Genomic DNA, 15,146 nt, shown 5'->3' with positions numbered 1-15,146 from the left:
CGGTACGTCCGAAGGTTTGTAAGGTCGGGGACTATGCGACGTGCAGAATTTGATCGGCTGGTAGAAGGTGAGTTTGGCGGATCCTTTGGTTCTTGGATCGCCGATATGCACGTCTTGGAGGGCTTTGGGGAGAGTTCCTCGACCCTTATCGAACAGGGAGTCGAGCTACGCGACATTTGGCTGGCCTTGTGTCGCGATTTCGATGTGCCTGCGGAAAGGCGGTTGGGGGAGGATCTTTGACTTCTTTTTCGACGCAAGCAATCAGTGGCTTCCGCTATGACCAGACGCGCCGAAGAAATATATATCGAACACTCGTTCCTATAGTGTAGGCTGATGTCTCGGATATAGCGTAGAACTTTCTAAGAACCTTCGCGGTGCTCCCGTGGTCTAACGTGAGCATGAGTGAACAGGGTAACGCTAAAGAAACCAACAAGGAGCTGACAAGCATGCCACCGAAGAAGAAGAGCACCGGCGCACCTACCGGAGACCGATCCAAGGCACTTGATCTGGCAATGGCTCAGATCGAAAAGGACTTCGGCAAGGGCGCCATCATGCGTTTGGGCGATGACAAGCGCCCGCCCATTAGCGCGATTCCTTCGGGCAATATCGCCATTAACGTGGCACTGGGCATCGGCGGATTTCCCCGTGGGCGCGTAGTGGAGATTTATGGTCCGGAGTCTTCGGGTAAGACGACCGTGGCACTCCATGCGATCGCACAGGCCCAGCGTGGCGGTGGCATTGCTGCGTTTATCGACGCCGAGCACGCCCTGGATCCGGAATATGCCAAGGCTTTGGGCGTAGATACGGACGCACTGTTGGTCTCTCAGCCGGACACGGGTGAGCAGGCATTGGAGATTGCAGACATGCTGGTGCGCTCTGGTGCCATCGACGTGGTGGTCATCGACTCCGTGGCAGCACTGACTCCTAAGGCAGAAATCGACGGCGACATGGGTGATTCCCACGTTGGTCTACAAGCACGTCTGATGAGCCAGGCGCTGCGCAAGATGACCGGCGCGCTGCACCAAACAGGTACTACAGCCATCTTCATTAACCAGTTGCGTGAAAAGATCGGCGTGATGTTCGGTTCTCCGGAGACCACTACCGGTGGTAAGGCATTGAAGTTCTATGCTTCTGTGCGTTGCGATATTCGCCGTATTCAGGCTCTGAAGGACGGCACGGATGTGGTGGGTAACCGCACGCGTATCAAGGTGGTCAAGAATAAGGTGTCTCCACCGTTTAAGATCGCTGAGTTCGACATCCTCTACGGTGAGGGCATCTCCCGTGAGGGCTCCATCATCGACCTCGGCGTGGATGCGGGAATCATCAAGAAGTCCGGCGCGTGGTTTACCTATGAAGGCGACCAGCTGGGACAGGGCAAGGAGAAGGCCCGTGAGTTCCTCAAGCAGAACCCGGATCTCGCGGAGACTCTGGAGGATCGCATCATGCAGGTTCTCAAGGTAGGTCCGTACGCGAACCAAAAGGATGATGTAAGTCCTCTCGAGGGCGCGGATGCGCTGGATCCAGACGATCAGCCAATCAACCTGTCTCCAAACTTCGACGATGATGACGAGGAATAGCCAGCAGCAAAAGATCGAGGCCTTAAAAGAGGCCTTGCAGCAGTGGGAGGCAGGCGAGGCACCGCCGCTGATTGATTCAGAGACGGAAAAGGCACTGGCTCCTGTGAAAGCCAAGGCGGTCCGCTTACTCAACCACCGAGACCGCTCCGCTGAAGAGCTGCGCGGACGGCTGCTCGATGCGGAGTTTGACTCAGAGCTAGTCGATCAAGTGGTGCAGCGCTGTATAGAAAACGGGATGATTGACGATTCCCGGTTTGCCGCAGAGTGGGTGCGCCAGCGGCATCTCAACCAAAAGAAGTCTCCCGCAGTGCTGCGCCGCGAACTGCAGCGCAAAGGAGTGCAAGCCTCGCTCATTGAGGATGCACTCCAAGACATCACGTGGGATGACCAGCGGGACATCATTGATCAGCTAGTGACGAAAAAAGCCGGGAGCATTAAAAATCCCCCGGCGGATCGAGCTGAGTATGAAAAATGCCTGCGGCGCATAGTCGGCGTGCCCGCCCGTCGGGGGTTTCCCGAAGGAGCGTGCATCGCCGCCGCACGGCAGGCATTAGATCAGCGGATCGCAGAGATCCAAGGCGACTAGCCATCTTGCCAACTGCGCGAGTTAGCTAGCCCTCTACGTGCTTGGCCAGCGTGTCGCCAATTTCGGGAACGGTCTTCTCCACGATCTTGGCTACCTTGCCGCGAATGGGCGAGTAGACCTTATTGATCGTGGGATTGTTCACCTTCCCCGCCTGGCGGTCAGCAGTCTCCAGAAGAATGGAGCTGACCTGCTCCTTGCGGGCGTCGAGAAATTCTCCGAAAGAACCAGAACGATCGCCGCCGGCGTACTCGTCCCAAAAAGGCTCCAGGTCGGAAGCTAATTCGGGAAGAAGCCCGCGCATGGCCTTTTCCGGCAACCCACTGTCCACCTTCTTGCCAGCCTTGTACGCGCCTTGGACAAGCTTTCCGGAAATTCCGGACTGCGCATCTACAGTGCGTTCGGTCAGGGACACCAAGTCAGCTACCACAGCGTCCTTGTGTGCACCCGTGAGTTGTTCCTTGAAACTAGCCAATGCGGTCAGCGCTCCTATTCGTACGTACTTCGGAGGTCTCGGTGAGACCGGTCATGCCAATCCACATTAGCCTGATCCTTGGTCTCGATGCCCTGACCCTTTTGTGCCGGAACCTTAGCCACAATGTTCTTGCGCGCACGACCAGCACGCAGCTGACGCTCCATACGCTCAGCCAAGCGACTCAAGGTGTAGTTCAGCAGGATCATGATCACAGCCACCACAATCATCGCGGTGAAGTAGTTGCGGAACCAGGACGCGGACTGCAAGCCCGAACGGACGATCTCCACGTAGCCAATGAGGTAACCCAACGCAGAATCCTTCAGTGCGATGACCATCTGCGAGATCAAAGCAGGCAGCATCGCAGCCACAGCCTGCGGCAGCAAAATGCGCATCATCGTCTGAGTCCGGGAGAGTCCCAATGCCTTAGCAGCTTCTTCCTGACCAGAAGGTAGGGACAGGATTCCCGAACGCAGAATCTCCGCGATCACCGACCCGTTGTACATGGTCAGGCCAAACACTACTGCGGCAAAAGCCAGATGCTTCGTGGGAACCATGCCGTAAATGGCAAAGACCTGGTAGGCGAAGATCATCAGCAAAAGCACGGGGATAGAGCGGAAGAATTCCACGATCACGCCGCACACGCCACGGATCAGAGCGTTTTCGGACAGGCGACCGATGCCCAATACCGCACCGATAAGCAGCGCAAGCAGGATGGAGACCACAGCCGCCTTCACCGTTCCCCACAGGCCAGGCAGGATGTAGGTGGTCCACATATTGCCTTCGAGGAACGGCGTCCACCTACCGGCCTCGAACTGACCGTTGGCGTAAAGAATCCGGCCTGCCCACAGAAGCACAGCAGCGATGACCACCACTGTGGCTGCGGTGAGAATACGGTTGAAACGAATGCCCTTGGGACCGGGCGCGTCATATAAAACAGTAGCGCGAGTAGACATTAGCGCTTCACCGCCAATCGCTTGCCTGCTGCGCCGAAGATGAGCCCGGTCGGCAGCGTGAGAATGATGAAGCCCAAAGCGATGATGCCGAAGATCACGAAGACCTGGTCGGCATAGTCCTCCACCGTGGCCTTCATGAGCAGGCTGGCTTCCGCCACACCGATGACCGAGGCGATTGTGGTGTTCTTCGTCAGCGCGATCAACGTGTTGCCCAAAGGAACGATCGCGCCGCGGAAAGCCTGCGGGAAAATGATGTGCCGGAAGTTCTGCATGAACGTCAAGCCCAAAGAGCGGGCCGCTTCGGCCTGTCCAAAAGGCACGGTGTTGATGCCGGAGCGTAGGGACTCGGCCACGAAAGACGAAGTGTAGATAACAAAGGCCAACACCGCGAGGTTGAAGTTATTCTGCGTGGTGAAGTTTGGCCCTTCTGGCGCCAGAGTGATGTCTAGGTTCACGTACAAACCCAGTGATGCGAACAGCACGATCAACGTCAGAGGCGTGTTACGCGTGGTGTTGATGTAGAAGGTCGCGATAGTACGCAAGATTGCGACGGGGGAGACGCGCATCGCCGTCAAGATGGTGCCCAAGATCATGGATCCCAGTGCGGACCAGAAAGTCAGCTTGATGGTGGTCCAGAAAGCGGGCAGCAGTTCGGGGCCCATTTCTGCCCATAGTTCTGCATTCATCGTTCTTGTGCCTCCTTCCTAACTATTCACGAAGGAGAGGTCACCGATGTCCGGCTTGGCGCCAGGCTGAATGGCATCTCCCAGGTTGTTTTTGATGATTCGTTCGTACTCGCCGGAATCGTGCATTTCATTGAGTGCTTCGTTGATCAGTTCCACGGCCTCTGGCTGGCCCTTTGCCAGGCCGATGCCGTAGTTTTCATTGGTCCAATAGGAGCCGTCCGGCTTCTTCAGTTCCACCACGCGCATCTCGCCGGGGTACTGCTCAGCGAATCCCGCGAGGATCGTGGCATCTGTGGTCATGGCATCGACCTTCCCGCGGGACAGTGCTTCCACGCAGGCGGAGTACGTATCGAACTCTTGAAGCTGAACTTCAGGCAGCGCTGCCTTGACCTTTTGCGCCGGGGTAGAGCCGGTCACAGAACAGAGCTTGGTTTCTGCATCCATGTCTTCGAGTCCCTGGATCTTGTCGCCGGAGCGAACCAACAGGGCCTGGTGGGTCAGCAAGTAGGGACCACCAAAGTCCACGGAATTCAGGCGGGACTTGCTGATGGAATAGGTGGCGGTGATCATGTCGACCTCGCCGTTGTTGATCAGCGTTTCACGCTGCGAAGATGGGGTTTCCCGCCAGCTCATCTCGGGGACGGCCCATCCCTTTTTGTCCGCGATGTAGTTGATCACATAGCGGGAGACGTCCGTGTCCACGCCCTGGAAGGTCTTTTCCGGAGTGCGTACACCGAGGCCGGGTTGGTCGAACTTGGTGCCGAGGATCACTCGGCCGGATTCAATGGAGCTCAGCAGACTGCGTGCTTCATTAGCGCCGCAGGCTGCCAGGGCAACCATACTGAGGGCCACAACCACCGCGGCGGTGAGGCGTCGAATATATGTCATGGTGTTTTGCTCAATCTCGCTGGGTGCGGCGATTAGTGGTCGAGGATCTTGGCCAGGAAGTCCTTGGCGCGGTCGGATTCCGGATTGGCGAAGAAGTTTTCCGGAGTGGTGTCTTCCTCGATCGCGCCGTCCGCCATGAACAGCACGCGGTTGGCGACCTTGCGGGCAAAGCCCATCTCGTGGGTCACGCAGACCATGGTCATGCCGGAGCGGGCCAGGTCAGCCATCACTTCCAGCACTTCGTTGATCATTTCCGGATCCAGCGCGGAGGTGGGCTCATCGAACAGCATCACCTTGGGATCCATCGCCAGCGCGCGGGCGATGGCTACGCGCTGTTGCTGGCCACCGGAGAGCTGCGCCGGGTACTTCTCCGCTTGAGCAGCAATACCCACGCGTTCCAGCAGCTCCATCGCGCGCTTCTTGGCCTGTGCCTTAGATTGGTTGCGTACCTTCATGGGCGCCAGCGTGACGTTGTCCAGAATGGTCATGTGGCTGAACAAATTGAAGGACTGAAAAACCATGCCTACGTCTGCGCGTAGCTTGGCTAGATCCTTGCCTTCTTCTGGGAGTAATTCTCCATTGATATGGATCTCGCCGGAATCGATTGTCTCGAGACGATTAATGGTGCGGCACAGGGTGGATTTTCCGGAACCAGAGGGGCCAAGCAGGACAACCACTTGACCTGCAGGAACGCTGAGGTTGATGTCGCGGAGGGCGTGATATTCGCCGAAGTGCTTGTTCACATCCCGCAAGCTGATCATTGCGGTTTTAGTTTGCGTGTCTGACATAAAGGAAGATTACCGTGACCTAGGTTACATCCACGTTAACTTTTCAAAAATGGCCAGTTTCTTATGGGCACGGTGGTGAGTAGGATCAGACCCCGTGACGCACATGATTTCTCCCTCTCGCCCTGATGACTCCCGCACGTACGAGGTCCGTACCTTCGGCTGTCAGATGAACGTGCACGATTCCGAGCGCCTGTCTGGATTACTCGAAGATTCTGGTTATCAGCCGGTTCCAAATGGCGAGACCCCGGATGTGGTGGTGTTCAACACCTGTGCAGTTCGTGAGAATGCGGACAATCGTCTATACGGAACGCTCGGCATGATGAAGGGGGTTAAGGATTCGCACCCCGGCATGCAGATTGCCGTGGGTGGCTGCATGGCGCAGAAGGACAAGCAGGTTGTGGTGGAGAAGGCCCCGTGGGTGGATGTGGTCTTTGGCACGCATAACTTGGGTAGTTTGCCCACGTTGCTGCAGCGGGCTGCGCACAATGAGGAAGCTCAGGTGGAGATCGCCGATTCCTTGGAGCAGTTCCCCTCCGTTTTGCCGGCCAAGCGCGAGTCCGCCTATGCGGGCTGGGTCTCCGTGTCCGTGGGTTGCAATAACACCTGCACGTTCTGCATCGTTCCCTCGCTGCGTGGCAAGGAGCAGGACCGTCGCCCCGGCGATATTTTGGCGGAGGTCTCCGCATTGGTGGAGCAGGGTGTCTCCGAGGTGACGTTGTTGGGCCAGAACGTGAACGCCTACGGCGTTAATTTTTCCGACGCCGACCTGGAGCGGGACCGCGGTGCCTTCGCCAAGCTTTTGCGTGCCTGCGGTGAGGTCGAGGGCTTGGAGCGCGTGCGCTTCACGAGCCCGCACCCTGCTGAGTTCACGGACGACGTGATTGAGGCGATGGCGGAGACCCCGGCCGTGTGCCCGCAACTGCACATGCCGTTGCAGTCTGGTTCGGACAAGGTCCTCAAGGACATGAAGCGCTCGTATCGCTCGAAGAAGTTCTTGGGCATTTTGGACAAGGTGCGCGAGCAGATTCCTCACGCGGCCATCACCACGGACATTATAGTGGGCTTCCCGGGAGAGACCGAGGAAGATTTCCAAGCGACGTTGGATGTGGTGGAGAAGGCTCGCTTTGCCTCTGCTTTCACCTTTCAGTATTCGCCGCGCCCGGGCACTCCGGCGGCGGAGATGGACGAGCAGATCCCTAAGGCAGTGGTACAGGAGCGCTACGAGCGCTTGGTGGAGCTGCAAGATCGCATCATGAAGGAAGACAACCTGCAGCTGGTGGGCAGTGTCCAGGAATTGCTGGTGCAGGATCAAGGTGGACGGAAGAACGACCGCACACACCGCATCTCCGGTCGCGCCCGCGATGGCAGACTCGTCCACTTCATGCCCGCGTGGGCGCCGCAGGCACAGGAGACCGGCGCTCACGCTAACCCCGATCAGGCGAAACTGCTTTCGGAAAGCATCCGGCCCGGGGATATCGTGGAGGTGGAAGTTACCGATGCCGCCCCATACTTCCTCATCGCGGATTCCGGAGTGTTGAGCCATAGGACGACGAAGGCCGGTGACAACTGGGCAGCAGGCCAGGTTCCCACCACGGCGCCGGTTGGCGTCGGACTGGGACTTCCCACACTGCGCACGACGAACAAGAACCTGTTGAACATCGAGACCGCCGCGGCGGCCAGCGGATGCGGATCAGAAGGATGTGGTTGCGATGCCTAAACCAGAGCAGTCAGAACAGAAGCAGCCAGCCCCACACACGACTTCCCCTAACGACCCTCGCGCCGATAAGGCACGCGAGACGCTGGATCAGCACGTGAAGAAGTCCGGAGGGGACCTAGCCACGGCAGAGCGCAGGGCCGGACGCGAAGTGGACTACGGACCCGCGCTCATTCCCATGGCGTTGGGAATGTTTGCGGTACTGATGAGCTACTTCTTGCCCCATTCCGGGCAAGTGTTTGGCTTCGACGTTCTGCTGTACACGCCTAAGGCGGAGGGCTTCGATACGACCATGCCGGAGAGGATCTACTCCTGGCTGGCACTGATCGGCGGAGTGCTGCTCACCGTGGGCACCATCGTGAGCCGCAGTTGGTTGGTCGCCTGGTTCAACTGGGCTTTCGCCGGCGTGGGCTGGTGGTACAGCGTATTCGCCATCTGGATGGGGCAGACTCGACCGGTGACCTCAACCGGCGAGCCGCCGAGCTATGGACTCATCATTGGTGCCGTGGGCATGACGATTGTCTTTTTGACCATGACCTTCGTGCTCTTCCGCCGCAATCCGTTGCAGAAGGCGCTAGCTAACCTGCGCCGCGAGATGGCGCACGAAAACGAGGAATCCCGGATGGCGCAACAGCGACTGCGCACGGGACTCATGGAGCGGGTTAGTACGGATGAGATCGTGGACGACCGTCGCGCACGGGCCCGCGCCCGCCGCAATAACTAGAGGCTAGTCAGGGCTTGTATTAGCCCTGGGTGGCGTTCGCCGCAGCGTCCGCCCATTCCTGCCACTGTGCCGCCTGCTCTCGGAGCTGGGCGGCTTTGTTCGGATTGCCTTTAGCCTCAGCAGCTTCGGCCTCGGCGACGAACTGATCTACCTTCGCTTGGAACTGCGCCACGCGGGCTAGTGCCTCTGGGTCGGTGCGTCGCCACTGCTCGTCGGCAGCGTCGGACACGCGCTGTTCCAACTCGCCGATCTTCTGCTCGAACTCGCGAATGCGGGCACGCGGCACAAAGCCGATCTCTTCCCACTTGTCCTGCAACTCTCGCAGCAGCTGGCGGGCCTTGTCGATGCCCTGGCTCGGGTCGATCAGGGCGCCGTACTCATCCAGCAGCTTCTGCTTGGCGTCCGCATTGCCCGCAAACTCGTCATCCTTCTTCGCCGCATCGGCCTTTTTCGCGTCGAAGAACTTGTCCTGCGCAGCACGGAAGCGATCCCATAGCTGGTCGTCTGCCTCCTTGGTAGCGCGGCCCGCTGCCTTCCACTCCTGCATCAGTGACTTGTATGCCTGAGTCGTCTCGCCCCAATCGGTGGAGTCTTGCATCGCCTCAGCGCGCTCCACGATGTCTTCCTTCTTCTGCTTTGCCAGTCCGCGGTTGCGATCCAACTCGGAAAAGTGAGCGCCTCGGCGTCGAGAAAAAGCATCCCGACCAGCCGAATACCGCTTCCACAACGCATCGTCGGTGGCCCGATCCACGCCACGAATCGTTTTCCACTCGGCTAGGATCTCCCGCAGGCGATCGCCGGCCGCCTTCCATTCGGTGGAGTTCTCGCCGATCTCTTCGGCCTCGGTGGCCAGGGCTTTCTTTCGTTCGACGCCACGCTTCCGGCGCTCCTGCTTCTCTCGATCAGCCTGCTGCTCGGCCTCTTCAGACTGCTCAGCGAACGCGGCGAGGCGCTTATCCAGGGCCGGAAGATCACCAATCACGGTTGCCGTGGGAAGGGATTCGCGCAGGGCCGCAGCATCCTTGCGCAGCTTCTGGGCCTCGTCGGGGTGGGACTTCAGGCGAGCTTCCAGCAGGGAGACCTCGGTAGCAAGATCCTCGTAGCGGTTGATGAAGTGCTGCAAGCCTTCCTCGGGAGTGCCGGCGTGGAACTGGCCAATCTGGCGCTCGGCTCCATCTACTCCCATGACCCAAGCGGTGCCATCTGCATCGACCCTGCCGCAATCTGCTGGGCGCTTGGTTGGCACGGAAGGAGTCGCACTGACGGGGGACGTCACCGCTGCCTTGCCGCTGTTCGTCGCACCGGGGCGAGGGCCGGGCTTGGCGCCTGGCTTTGGACCTGGCTTGGGTGCGGACGAAGGATTAGTGGGGGCGTTCATCTGTCGGTGCTCCTTCAGGAGAGGAAGTGGGTTACCGCGCGACGCGGTTGCGAAAGCTGGTGCCCTAGCAAAAGGGGCCATTGCGCAATTATGACAGAGCGGGCGGATCGCTGGACTGTATTGCTTCGAAATCGCTGGTGAAGCGCAGTGACCAGAGGAAGGTGAATTACACTGAGGAGTATGTCTGAACAACGCGGGAGGTCCACCATTCGGCCCATCGCCATCGTGGGACCCACCGGGTCGGGGAAGTCCGCGGCCTCCGTAGCGGTGGCAAAGTCCAGTGATGGCGAGATCGTGAACATCGACTCGATGCAGCTGTACGCGGGCATGGACATTGGCACGGCCAAGCTCACCGAAGCAGAGCGTGAAGGTATTCCACACCACTTGTTGGACATCTGGGATGTCACGCAACCGGCCAGCGTTGCGGAGTACGGCAACCTCGCGGTGCGGCAAGTAGAAGAAATTATGTCTCGTGGGAAGCGCCCAGTGCTGGTGGGTGGTTCGATGATGTACGTGCAGTCCGTGGTGGACGAGTGGGACTTCCCGCCCACGGATCCGGAGGTGCGCGCCCGGTGGGAGCGCGAGCTGGAGCGAGTGGGGGTGGAAGCGCTGCATACTCATCTGGCCACCGTGGACCCGGAGGCCGCAGGCATTATTGAGTCTCGGGATCCACGGCGTACTGTCCGCGCCCTCGAGGTCATTGAGCTGACCGGTAGGCCCTTTGCTGCGTCACAGCCGCCGAAGGATCGGCCGGCACGGTGGAATTGCCGCATCATTGGCTTGCACGCACCGGCGGAGTGGTTGGATCCTCGACTGAAAGTGCGTGTGCAGCAGATGTTCGAGGCGGGTCTGGTGGACGAGGTGCGCCAGCTGCAAGCTCAAGGATTGCGCCGAGATTCCACCGCAGGGCAGGCGATTGGGTACTCGCAGGTACTGGATTATCTGGCGGGGGAGATGAGTTTAGAAGAGGCTATCGAGGCAACCTACCTAGGGACGCGCCGCTATGCGCGTAGGCAACGTAGCTGGTTCAAGCGCGATCCGCGCATCCAGTGGGTGGACGCATGGGAGCCAGACGCAGTCCAACGGGTGTTGGAACTGGCGGATGTAAGCTAGCGGACATGTCTGATTCCCACACGCTCGCCCCAGTTTCACAGTCGTTTATCAAGGCTCATGGCACGGAAAATGACTTCGTGGTGCTCTTAGATCCGCAGGCACGTTTTGAGCTTACGGACGATGTAGTGCGTGCTCTGGCTGACCGTCGGGCAGGAATTGGCGGCGATGGCGTGATCCGCGTGGCCACGGCGACAACGTTGATGGAGCAGGGTGTGTTGCGGGCGCTGCCCGCGGACTGCCGTGAAGATGAGTGGTTCATGGACTACCGTAATGCCGATGGTTCGATTGCGGAGATGTGTGGCAACGGCGTGCGCGTATTTGCGCACGTCCTGGTGGCTGAAGGCTCGGTTGAACTTGATGATGCCGGCACATTTGGAATCGGCACCCGGGCAGGGCGTAAGGAGGTGACTGTTCACGAAAGCACCGAGCGGCACGCCGTGGTGTCCGTGCAGATGGGGGAGCCAGAGGTGATGGGGCTTTCTACCGTTCAAGTCTCTGGCGAGCGCTTTGCCGGACTAGCCGTGGACATGGGTAACCCCCACCTGGCCGCTGTGGTTCCGCAATTAACCGCCGAGGCATTGCAGGAGCTGCCCATCGATCAGCCCGTGACGTGGGATTCCGATTTCTTCCCACAGGGTGTGAACCTGGAGGTAGTTACCCCGCTTGATTCCCATGGAGCTGTGCACATGCGCGTGCATGAGCGCGGCGTGGGAGAGACGCGATCCTGTGGAACCGGAACAGTCGCTGCCGCAGTGGCAGCATTGGCCGATTCTGGCGCCGTGACCGGCACTGTTCTCGTAAACGTTCCTGGTGGGCAGGTAGAAGTGACGGTGGGCGAGGGCACCTCAGTTCTCAAGGGGCCATCGGAGATTGTGGCTCGCGGCACCTTGGTGGGCTAATGCCCCTTGGGGCTTAGTGACCGCCACATCCGCAGTTACCGGAGCCACAACCGCCGCCCGTGGAACACGAGGACGCCTCGATTGTGCTGCACGTGAATTGAACGGTGCCCGCCAGGATGAGGGTTCCTAGAGCCTTGGTGTGTCCCACGGCATCCACCTCCGCTTCCAAGGCATCAGCGGGCAGAACCACAGAGAAGTCAAACGGAGTATGCACGGAGGCCACCCAGAATTTCTGCCCAGTGAGCTCGGAGACGTGCAGGGCAATATCACTGGTTTCCACCGCGATCCGAGCTGCAGCGTGAGGAGCAGTGGAACCACTGTTGATCTCGGCTAATCCTGAAGAATCAACGGTGCCGACCCTGTCCCCGCCATCCGCAGCAAACTCGGATGCATTGGCGTAAATCTTCACGTCGGTAGCTAGAGCCGCAATGTTCATTGGTTGGTATTCCAGTGGCTCGGCCTCCGCGAGCATCGGGCCTTGAGCTACCGTCGCCGTGACCGAGGCAATCGTGGGAGCCTGCCGGCCGGAGACCTGCAGGAATGGAGAGTCCTCCACCACGTCGATCACGCCGATGATGTCATTAACCATGCTCAAGTGGGCTGATGCCTGAGGGCCGCCCACATAGCTGGCAAAAGACCCATACGGAGGTGCAGTCAGGATGACGAGCCGAGAGCCGGAAGGGTCGTCAAACTGCAACACCTGTCCATCGCGAATCTCACCCGTTACGCTGAGCTGACCGGTGGAATAAGCGGCTTCTAAAGCATCCTGCCACCGGGGGAAATCAAGGCCAACGCTGCGCAGTTCTGGAATCATTCATCCACCATAACGCTTAGCCCAAGAAGTTTACTTTTCCGCAGGTGAACGTGTTAGATGGAAAGGCAATGACAGAAAATTTTCCTGATCTCGAATTCAACGAAACCTCTGGCTCTAGCGCCACGCCCACCGTCGGTGAACTTGATCTCGAGCAGCGCTCGAGTTTGCGTCGACTCACACGAGGCGTCAACACGTACACCGACGAACAATCAGACGGTTACGACGTCGAGTACCGCAAACTCCGCCTGGAGAAAGTGGTCCTTGTAGGCGTGTGGACCGAGGGCACGGTAGCCCAGATCGAAGCCCGATTGGCAGAGCTGAGAGCGCTGGCGGAAACCGCGGGCTCGGACATCGTGGACATGCTCTACCAAAAGCGAGACAAGCCAGATTCCGGCACCTACATCGGTAGCGGAAAGGTCAACGAACTCAAGACCATCGTGATGGAATCCGGTGCGGACACCGTGATCTGCGATGGTGAGCTGTCACCTGGCCAGATGATCGCGCTTGAAAAGGCCTTGGACGTCAAGGTGATTGACCGCACCATGCTAATCCTGGACATTTTCGCTCAGCATGCGAAGTCCAAGGAAGGTAAGGCGCAGGTCGCGCTTGCCCAGATGGAGTACCTGATCACTCGAGTGCGTGGTTGGGGCGGCGCGTTGTCTCGCCAGGCTGGTGGACGAGCAGGCTCCAACGGCGGCGTGGGTTTGCGTGGTCCCGGTGAGACGAAGATCGAGGCAGACCGTCGACGTCTGCGGATGGACATGGCCAAGCTGCGCAAGGAGATTGCGGGGATGAAAACCTCCCGCGAGATCAAGCGCGAACGGCGCGATGCCGCGGCGATTCCACAGGTGGCCATCGCGGGCTACACCAATGCAGGAAAATCTTCGCTAATTAACTCTTTGACAGGCGCTGGCGTGTTGGTGGAAGACGCCCTGTTCGCCACGCTGGATCCCACTACTCGCCGGGCGAATCTGCGCGACGGCCGGGCGGTGGTCTTCACCGACACCGTGGGGTTTGTTCGTCACCTACCCACACAGTTGGTGGAGGCATTCCGCTCCACGTTGGAGGAAGTGCTGGCTGCGGACGTGGTGCTGCACGTGGTGGATGGCTCTGATCCCTTCCCCTTGGAGCAGATTGTTGCCGTGAACAAGGTCATTGGGGACATCGTGGAGGAGACGGGACGCCCTGCGCCGCCGGAAATCCTGGTGGTCAACAAGATCGATGCCACGGATCCATTGGTGCTTGCGGAGCTGCGTCACCGTCTCGATGACGTGGTGTTTGTCTCAGCCCACACTGGCGAGGGCATCGAGGAACTGGAGACTCGGCTAGAGCTGTTCCTGAATAGTTTGGATGCGCATGTTCACCTGCGCGTTCCGTTCACCCGCGGGGATGTTGTGGCACGTGTGCACGAGCTGGGCACGGTGCTCAGTGAGGATTACGACGATGCCGGCACGCTCATTGAGGTGCGCCTGCCTGCGTCGCTGGCCGGAGAGCTGAAAGAGTTTTTGGTAGATACGGACCCTGATACGGAATAATTGCTCCGCGTGAGCACTCCGCAAAAACCTGTCGAGACAGGAACAACTCCAGCAAGTACCCGTGGCAGATTCTTTGGATGGGAACTCCACGGTGATGGCCGCACGATCCGTCCGGGCAGTGTGGTGACGCCCGAGCAGCGACTTTCGTGGGGCCGAACCATTGGCATCGGAATGCAGCACGTGGTGGCCATGTTTGGCGCCACGCTGCTGGTTCCTACGTTGACCGGGTTTCCCGTGAACACCACGCTGCTGTTCTCTGGCGTGGGAACAATCCTGTTTCTGTTGGTCACCCGGAACCGACTCCCGTCCTATTTGGGCAGTTCCTTCGCGTTCATCGCCCCGCTTTCGGCGTCACAAGCGCACGGTTTCGCCGCGCAGCTCGGAGGCATTGTTGCAGCCGGGTTGCTGTTGTTCCTCATTGGTGCGGTGACTCACTGGGCGGGTTCTCGTGTTATCGACGCCATCATGCCGCCCGTGGTGACCGGAGCGATCGTCGCGTTGATCGGTCTGAACTTGGCTCCGACAGCGATCGACAACTTTGAAGCCCAGCCACTGATTGCCTTTGTGACTACGTTGGCGATCGTGCTGTTCACCGTGATGGGCCGCGGGATGGTTGGACGGCTGAGTATTCTGCTCGGAGTGATTGTGGGCTGGGCATTTGCATTCATGGCAGGTGGAATTTCGGCGGAGTCCAAGGAGTCTGTGAACGCTGCGAGCTGGGTGGGGCTGCCACACTTTGCTACTCCCGAGTTCCATCTAGCTGCGGTGGCTGTGACCTTGCCGGTAGTGGTGGTTTTGTTGGCAGAAAACATCGGTCACGTGAAGGCTGTATCCACCATGACAGGGCGGAACTTGGATGACCTTGCTGGACGAGCATTGATGGCAGACGGCGCATCCACGATGTTTGCTGGTGGGTTCGGCGGTTCCGGTACCACTACTTACGCAGAGAATATCGGTGTCATGGCTGAAGTGCCCTAGGTTTTGTTCCTAGGCATGTGCCTTGATTTCCATTATTCCTT

The 15,146-nt window shown here is 59.1% G+C and carries 15 protein-coding genes and 1 pseudogene; 9 read left to right on the top strand and 7 right to left on the bottom strand.

Features of this window, described 5'->3' with window-relative positions; genetic code table 11:
- The first annotated feature begins 33 nt into the window (after nucleotides 1-33).
- The 3 genes from IM764_RS08775 to recX all read left to right on the top strand — a co-directional run bounded on the left by IM764_RS08775 (nucleotide 34) and on the right by recX (nucleotide 2,163).
- Nucleotides 34-240: a DUF3046 domain-containing protein gene (locus tag IM764_RS08775; protein WP_194187573.1), complete on the top strand. Its 207-nt coding sequence runs from the start codon at nucleotides 34-36 to the stop codon at nucleotides 238-240.
- Between the two features lie 206 nt (nucleotides 241-446).
- Nucleotides 447-1,577: a recombinase RecA gene (gene recA / locus IM764_RS08770; RefSeq protein ID WP_194187572.1), complete on the top strand. Its 1,131-nt coding sequence runs from the start codon at nucleotides 447-449 to the stop codon at nucleotides 1,575-1,577.
- Complete coding sequence (recX, locus tag IM764_RS08765) at nucleotides 1,561-2,163, top strand: recombination regulator RecX (protein ID WP_194187571.1); 603 nt, start codon at nucleotides 1,561-1,563, stop codon at nucleotides 2,161-2,163. Before recA ends, recX begins: the two co-directional genes overlap by 17 nt.
- A 25-nt stretch (nucleotides 2,164-2,188) precedes the next feature.
- Here the strand turns inward: recX and IM764_RS08760 are convergent, their stop codons facing one another.
- The 5 genes from IM764_RS08760 to IM764_RS08740 are packed head-to-tail and all read right to left on the bottom strand — an operon-like array spanning nucleotide 2,189 to nucleotide 5,923.
- Nucleotides 2,189-2,635 carry a hypothetical protein gene (locus IM764_RS08760; protein ID WP_099298616.1) on the bottom strand — a complete coding sequence of 149 codons (447 nt, stop codon included), beginning with the start codon at nucleotides 2,633-2,635 and terminating at the stop codon, nucleotides 2,189-2,191.
- 14 nt (nucleotides 2,636-2,649) lie between these two features.
- Nucleotides 2,650-3,588: an amino acid ABC transporter permease gene (locus tag IM764_RS08755; protein ID WP_194187570.1), complete on the bottom strand. Its 939-nt coding sequence runs from the start codon at nucleotides 3,586-3,588 to the stop codon at nucleotides 2,650-2,652.
- Nucleotides 3,588-4,274, bottom strand: coding sequence for an amino acid ABC transporter permease (locus tag IM764_RS08750; RefSeq protein ID WP_099298618.1), 687 nt, complete (start codon nucleotides 4,272-4,274; stop codon nucleotides 3,588-3,590). Before IM764_RS08750 ends, IM764_RS08755 begins: the two co-directional genes overlap by 1 nt.
- Before the next feature lie 18 nt (nucleotides 4,275-4,292).
- Nucleotides 4,293-5,162, bottom strand: coding sequence for a glutamate ABC transporter substrate-binding protein (locus IM764_RS08745; RefSeq protein WP_194187569.1), 870 nt, complete (start codon nucleotides 5,160-5,162; stop codon nucleotides 4,293-4,295).
- Nucleotides 5,163-5,194: 32 nt separating this feature from the next.
- Nucleotides 5,195-5,923, bottom strand: coding sequence for an amino acid ABC transporter ATP-binding protein (locus IM764_RS08740; RefSeq protein ID WP_194187608.1), 729 nt, complete (start codon nucleotides 5,921-5,923; stop codon nucleotides 5,195-5,197).
- Nucleotides 5,924-6,053: 130 nt separating this feature from the next.
- Here IM764_RS08740 and miaB point away from each other — a divergent pair, with 130 nt between their 5' ends.
- The gene (gene miaB, locus IM764_RS08735) at nucleotides 6,054-7,667 is read left to right on the top strand and encodes a tRNA (N6-isopentenyl adenosine(37)-C2)-methylthiotransferase MiaB (RefSeq protein ID WP_099298823.1); all 1,614 of its coding nucleotides are present in this window, start codon (nucleotides 6,054-6,056) and stop codon (nucleotides 7,665-7,667) included.
- Nucleotides 7,660-8,388 carry a hypothetical protein gene (locus tag IM764_RS08730; RefSeq protein ID WP_228073683.1) on the top strand — a complete coding sequence of 243 codons (729 nt, stop codon included), beginning with the start codon at nucleotides 7,660-7,662 and terminating at the stop codon, nucleotides 8,386-8,388. The genes miaB and IM764_RS08730 overlap by 8 nt, the downstream gene beginning before the upstream one ends.
- 19 nt (nucleotides 8,389-8,407) lie before the next feature.
- On the opposite strand, the gene IM764_RS08725 is transcribed toward IM764_RS08730, so the two are convergent.
- Entirely contained in the window at nucleotides 8,408-9,766 is a 1,359-nt protein-coding gene (locus tag IM764_RS08725; RefSeq protein WP_194187568.1) for a DUF349 domain-containing protein, read from the bottom strand.
- Nucleotides 9,767-9,946: 180 nt separating this feature from the next.
- Here IM764_RS08725 and miaA point away from each other — a divergent pair, with 180 nt between their 5' ends.
- Nucleotides 9,947-10,879 carry a tRNA (adenosine(37)-N6)-dimethylallyltransferase MiaA gene (miaA, locus tag IM764_RS08720; protein WP_194187567.1) on the top strand — a complete coding sequence of 311 codons (933 nt, stop codon included), beginning with the start codon at nucleotides 9,947-9,949 and terminating at the stop codon, nucleotides 10,877-10,879.
- Nucleotides 10,880-10,884: 5 nt separating this feature from the next.
- Nucleotides 10,885-11,778, top strand: coding sequence for a diaminopimelate epimerase (gene dapF / locus IM764_RS08715; RefSeq protein WP_194187566.1), 894 nt, complete (start codon nucleotides 10,885-10,887; stop codon nucleotides 11,776-11,778).
- Nucleotides 11,779-11,791: 13 nt separating this feature from the next.
- Here dapF and IM764_RS08710 read toward each other — a convergent pair whose 3' ends face one another.
- On the bottom strand, nucleotides 11,792-12,592 hold the full coding sequence (locus tag IM764_RS08710; protein WP_194187565.1) for a hypothetical protein: 801 nt from the start codon (nucleotides 12,590-12,592) through the stop codon (nucleotides 11,792-11,794).
- Between the two features lie 68 nt (nucleotides 12,593-12,660).
- On the opposite strand from IM764_RS08710, the gene hflX reads away from it, so the two are divergent.
- Together hflX and IM764_RS08700 are read left to right on the top strand one after the other, a co-directional pair.
- The gene (hflX, locus tag IM764_RS08705) at nucleotides 12,661-14,127 is read left to right on the top strand and encodes a GTPase HflX (RefSeq protein WP_194187564.1); all 1,467 of its coding nucleotides are present in this window, start codon (nucleotides 12,661-12,663) and stop codon (nucleotides 14,125-14,127) included.
- A 105-nt stretch (nucleotides 14,128-14,232) separates the two neighbouring features.
- Nucleotides 14,233-15,093, top strand: a pseudogene (locus IM764_RS08700) (uracil-xanthine permease family protein); the annotation flags it as partial.
- Nucleotides 15,094-15,146 lie beyond the last annotated feature (53 nt).

It is taken from the genome of Corynebacterium sp. ED61, assembly GCF_015233855.1.
Taxonomy (GTDB): domain Bacteria; phylum Actinomycetota; class Actinomycetes; order Mycobacteriales; family Mycobacteriaceae; genus Corynebacterium; species Corynebacterium dentalis.
Note: the sequence above shows the minus strand (reverse complement) of the source record. Positions and strands in the feature narration are given on the sequence as shown.

Coding starts and splice junctions, on each gene's coding strand:
- IM764_RS08775 (WP_194187573.1), top strand. CDS start 34: ATGCGACGTGCAGAATTTGATCGGCTGGTAGAAGGTGAGTTTGGCGGA.
- recX (WP_194187571.1), top strand. CDS start 1,561: ATGATGACGAGGAATAGCCAGCAGCAAAAGATCGAGGCCTTAAAAGAG.
- recA (WP_194187572.1), top strand. CDS start 447: ATGCCACCGAAGAAGAAGAGCACCGGCGCACCTACCGGAGACCGATCC.
- miaB (WP_099298823.1), top strand. CDS start 6,054: ATGATTTCTCCCTCTCGCCCTGATGACTCCCGCACGTACGAGGTCCGT.
- IM764_RS08750 (WP_099298618.1), bottom strand. CDS start 4,274: ATGAATGCAGAACTATGGGCAGAAATGGGCCCCGAACTGCTGCCCGCT.
- IM764_RS08755 (WP_194187570.1), bottom strand. CDS start 3,588: ATGTCTACTCGCGCTACTGTTTTATATGACGCGCCCGGTCCCAAGGGC.
- IM764_RS08740 (WP_194187608.1), bottom strand. CDS start 5,923: ATGATCAGCTTGCGGGATGTGAACAAGCACTTCGGCGAATATCACGCC.
- IM764_RS08745 (WP_194187569.1), bottom strand. CDS start 5,162: ATGACATATATTCGACGCCTCACCGCCGCGGTGGTTGTGGCCCTCAGT.
- dapF (WP_194187566.1), top strand. CDS start 10,885: ATGTCTGATTCCCACACGCTCGCCCCAGTTTCACAGTCGTTTATCAAG.
- IM764_RS08710 (WP_194187565.1), bottom strand. CDS start 12,592: ATGATTCCAGAACTGCGCAGCGTTGGCCTTGATTTCCCCCGGTGGCAG.
- hflX (WP_194187564.1), top strand. CDS start 12,661: ATGACAGAAAATTTTCCTGATCTCGAATTCAACGAAACCTCTGGCTCT.
- IM764_RS08725 (WP_194187568.1), bottom strand. CDS start 9,766: ATGAACGCCCCCACTAATCCTTCGTCCGCACCCAAGCCAGGTCCAAAG.
- IM764_RS08730 (WP_228073683.1), top strand. CDS start 7,660: ATGCCTAAACCAGAGCAGTCAGAACAGAAGCAGCCAGCCCCACACACG.
- miaA (WP_194187567.1), top strand. CDS start 9,947: ATGTCTGAACAACGCGGGAGGTCCACCATTCGGCCCATCGCCATCGTG.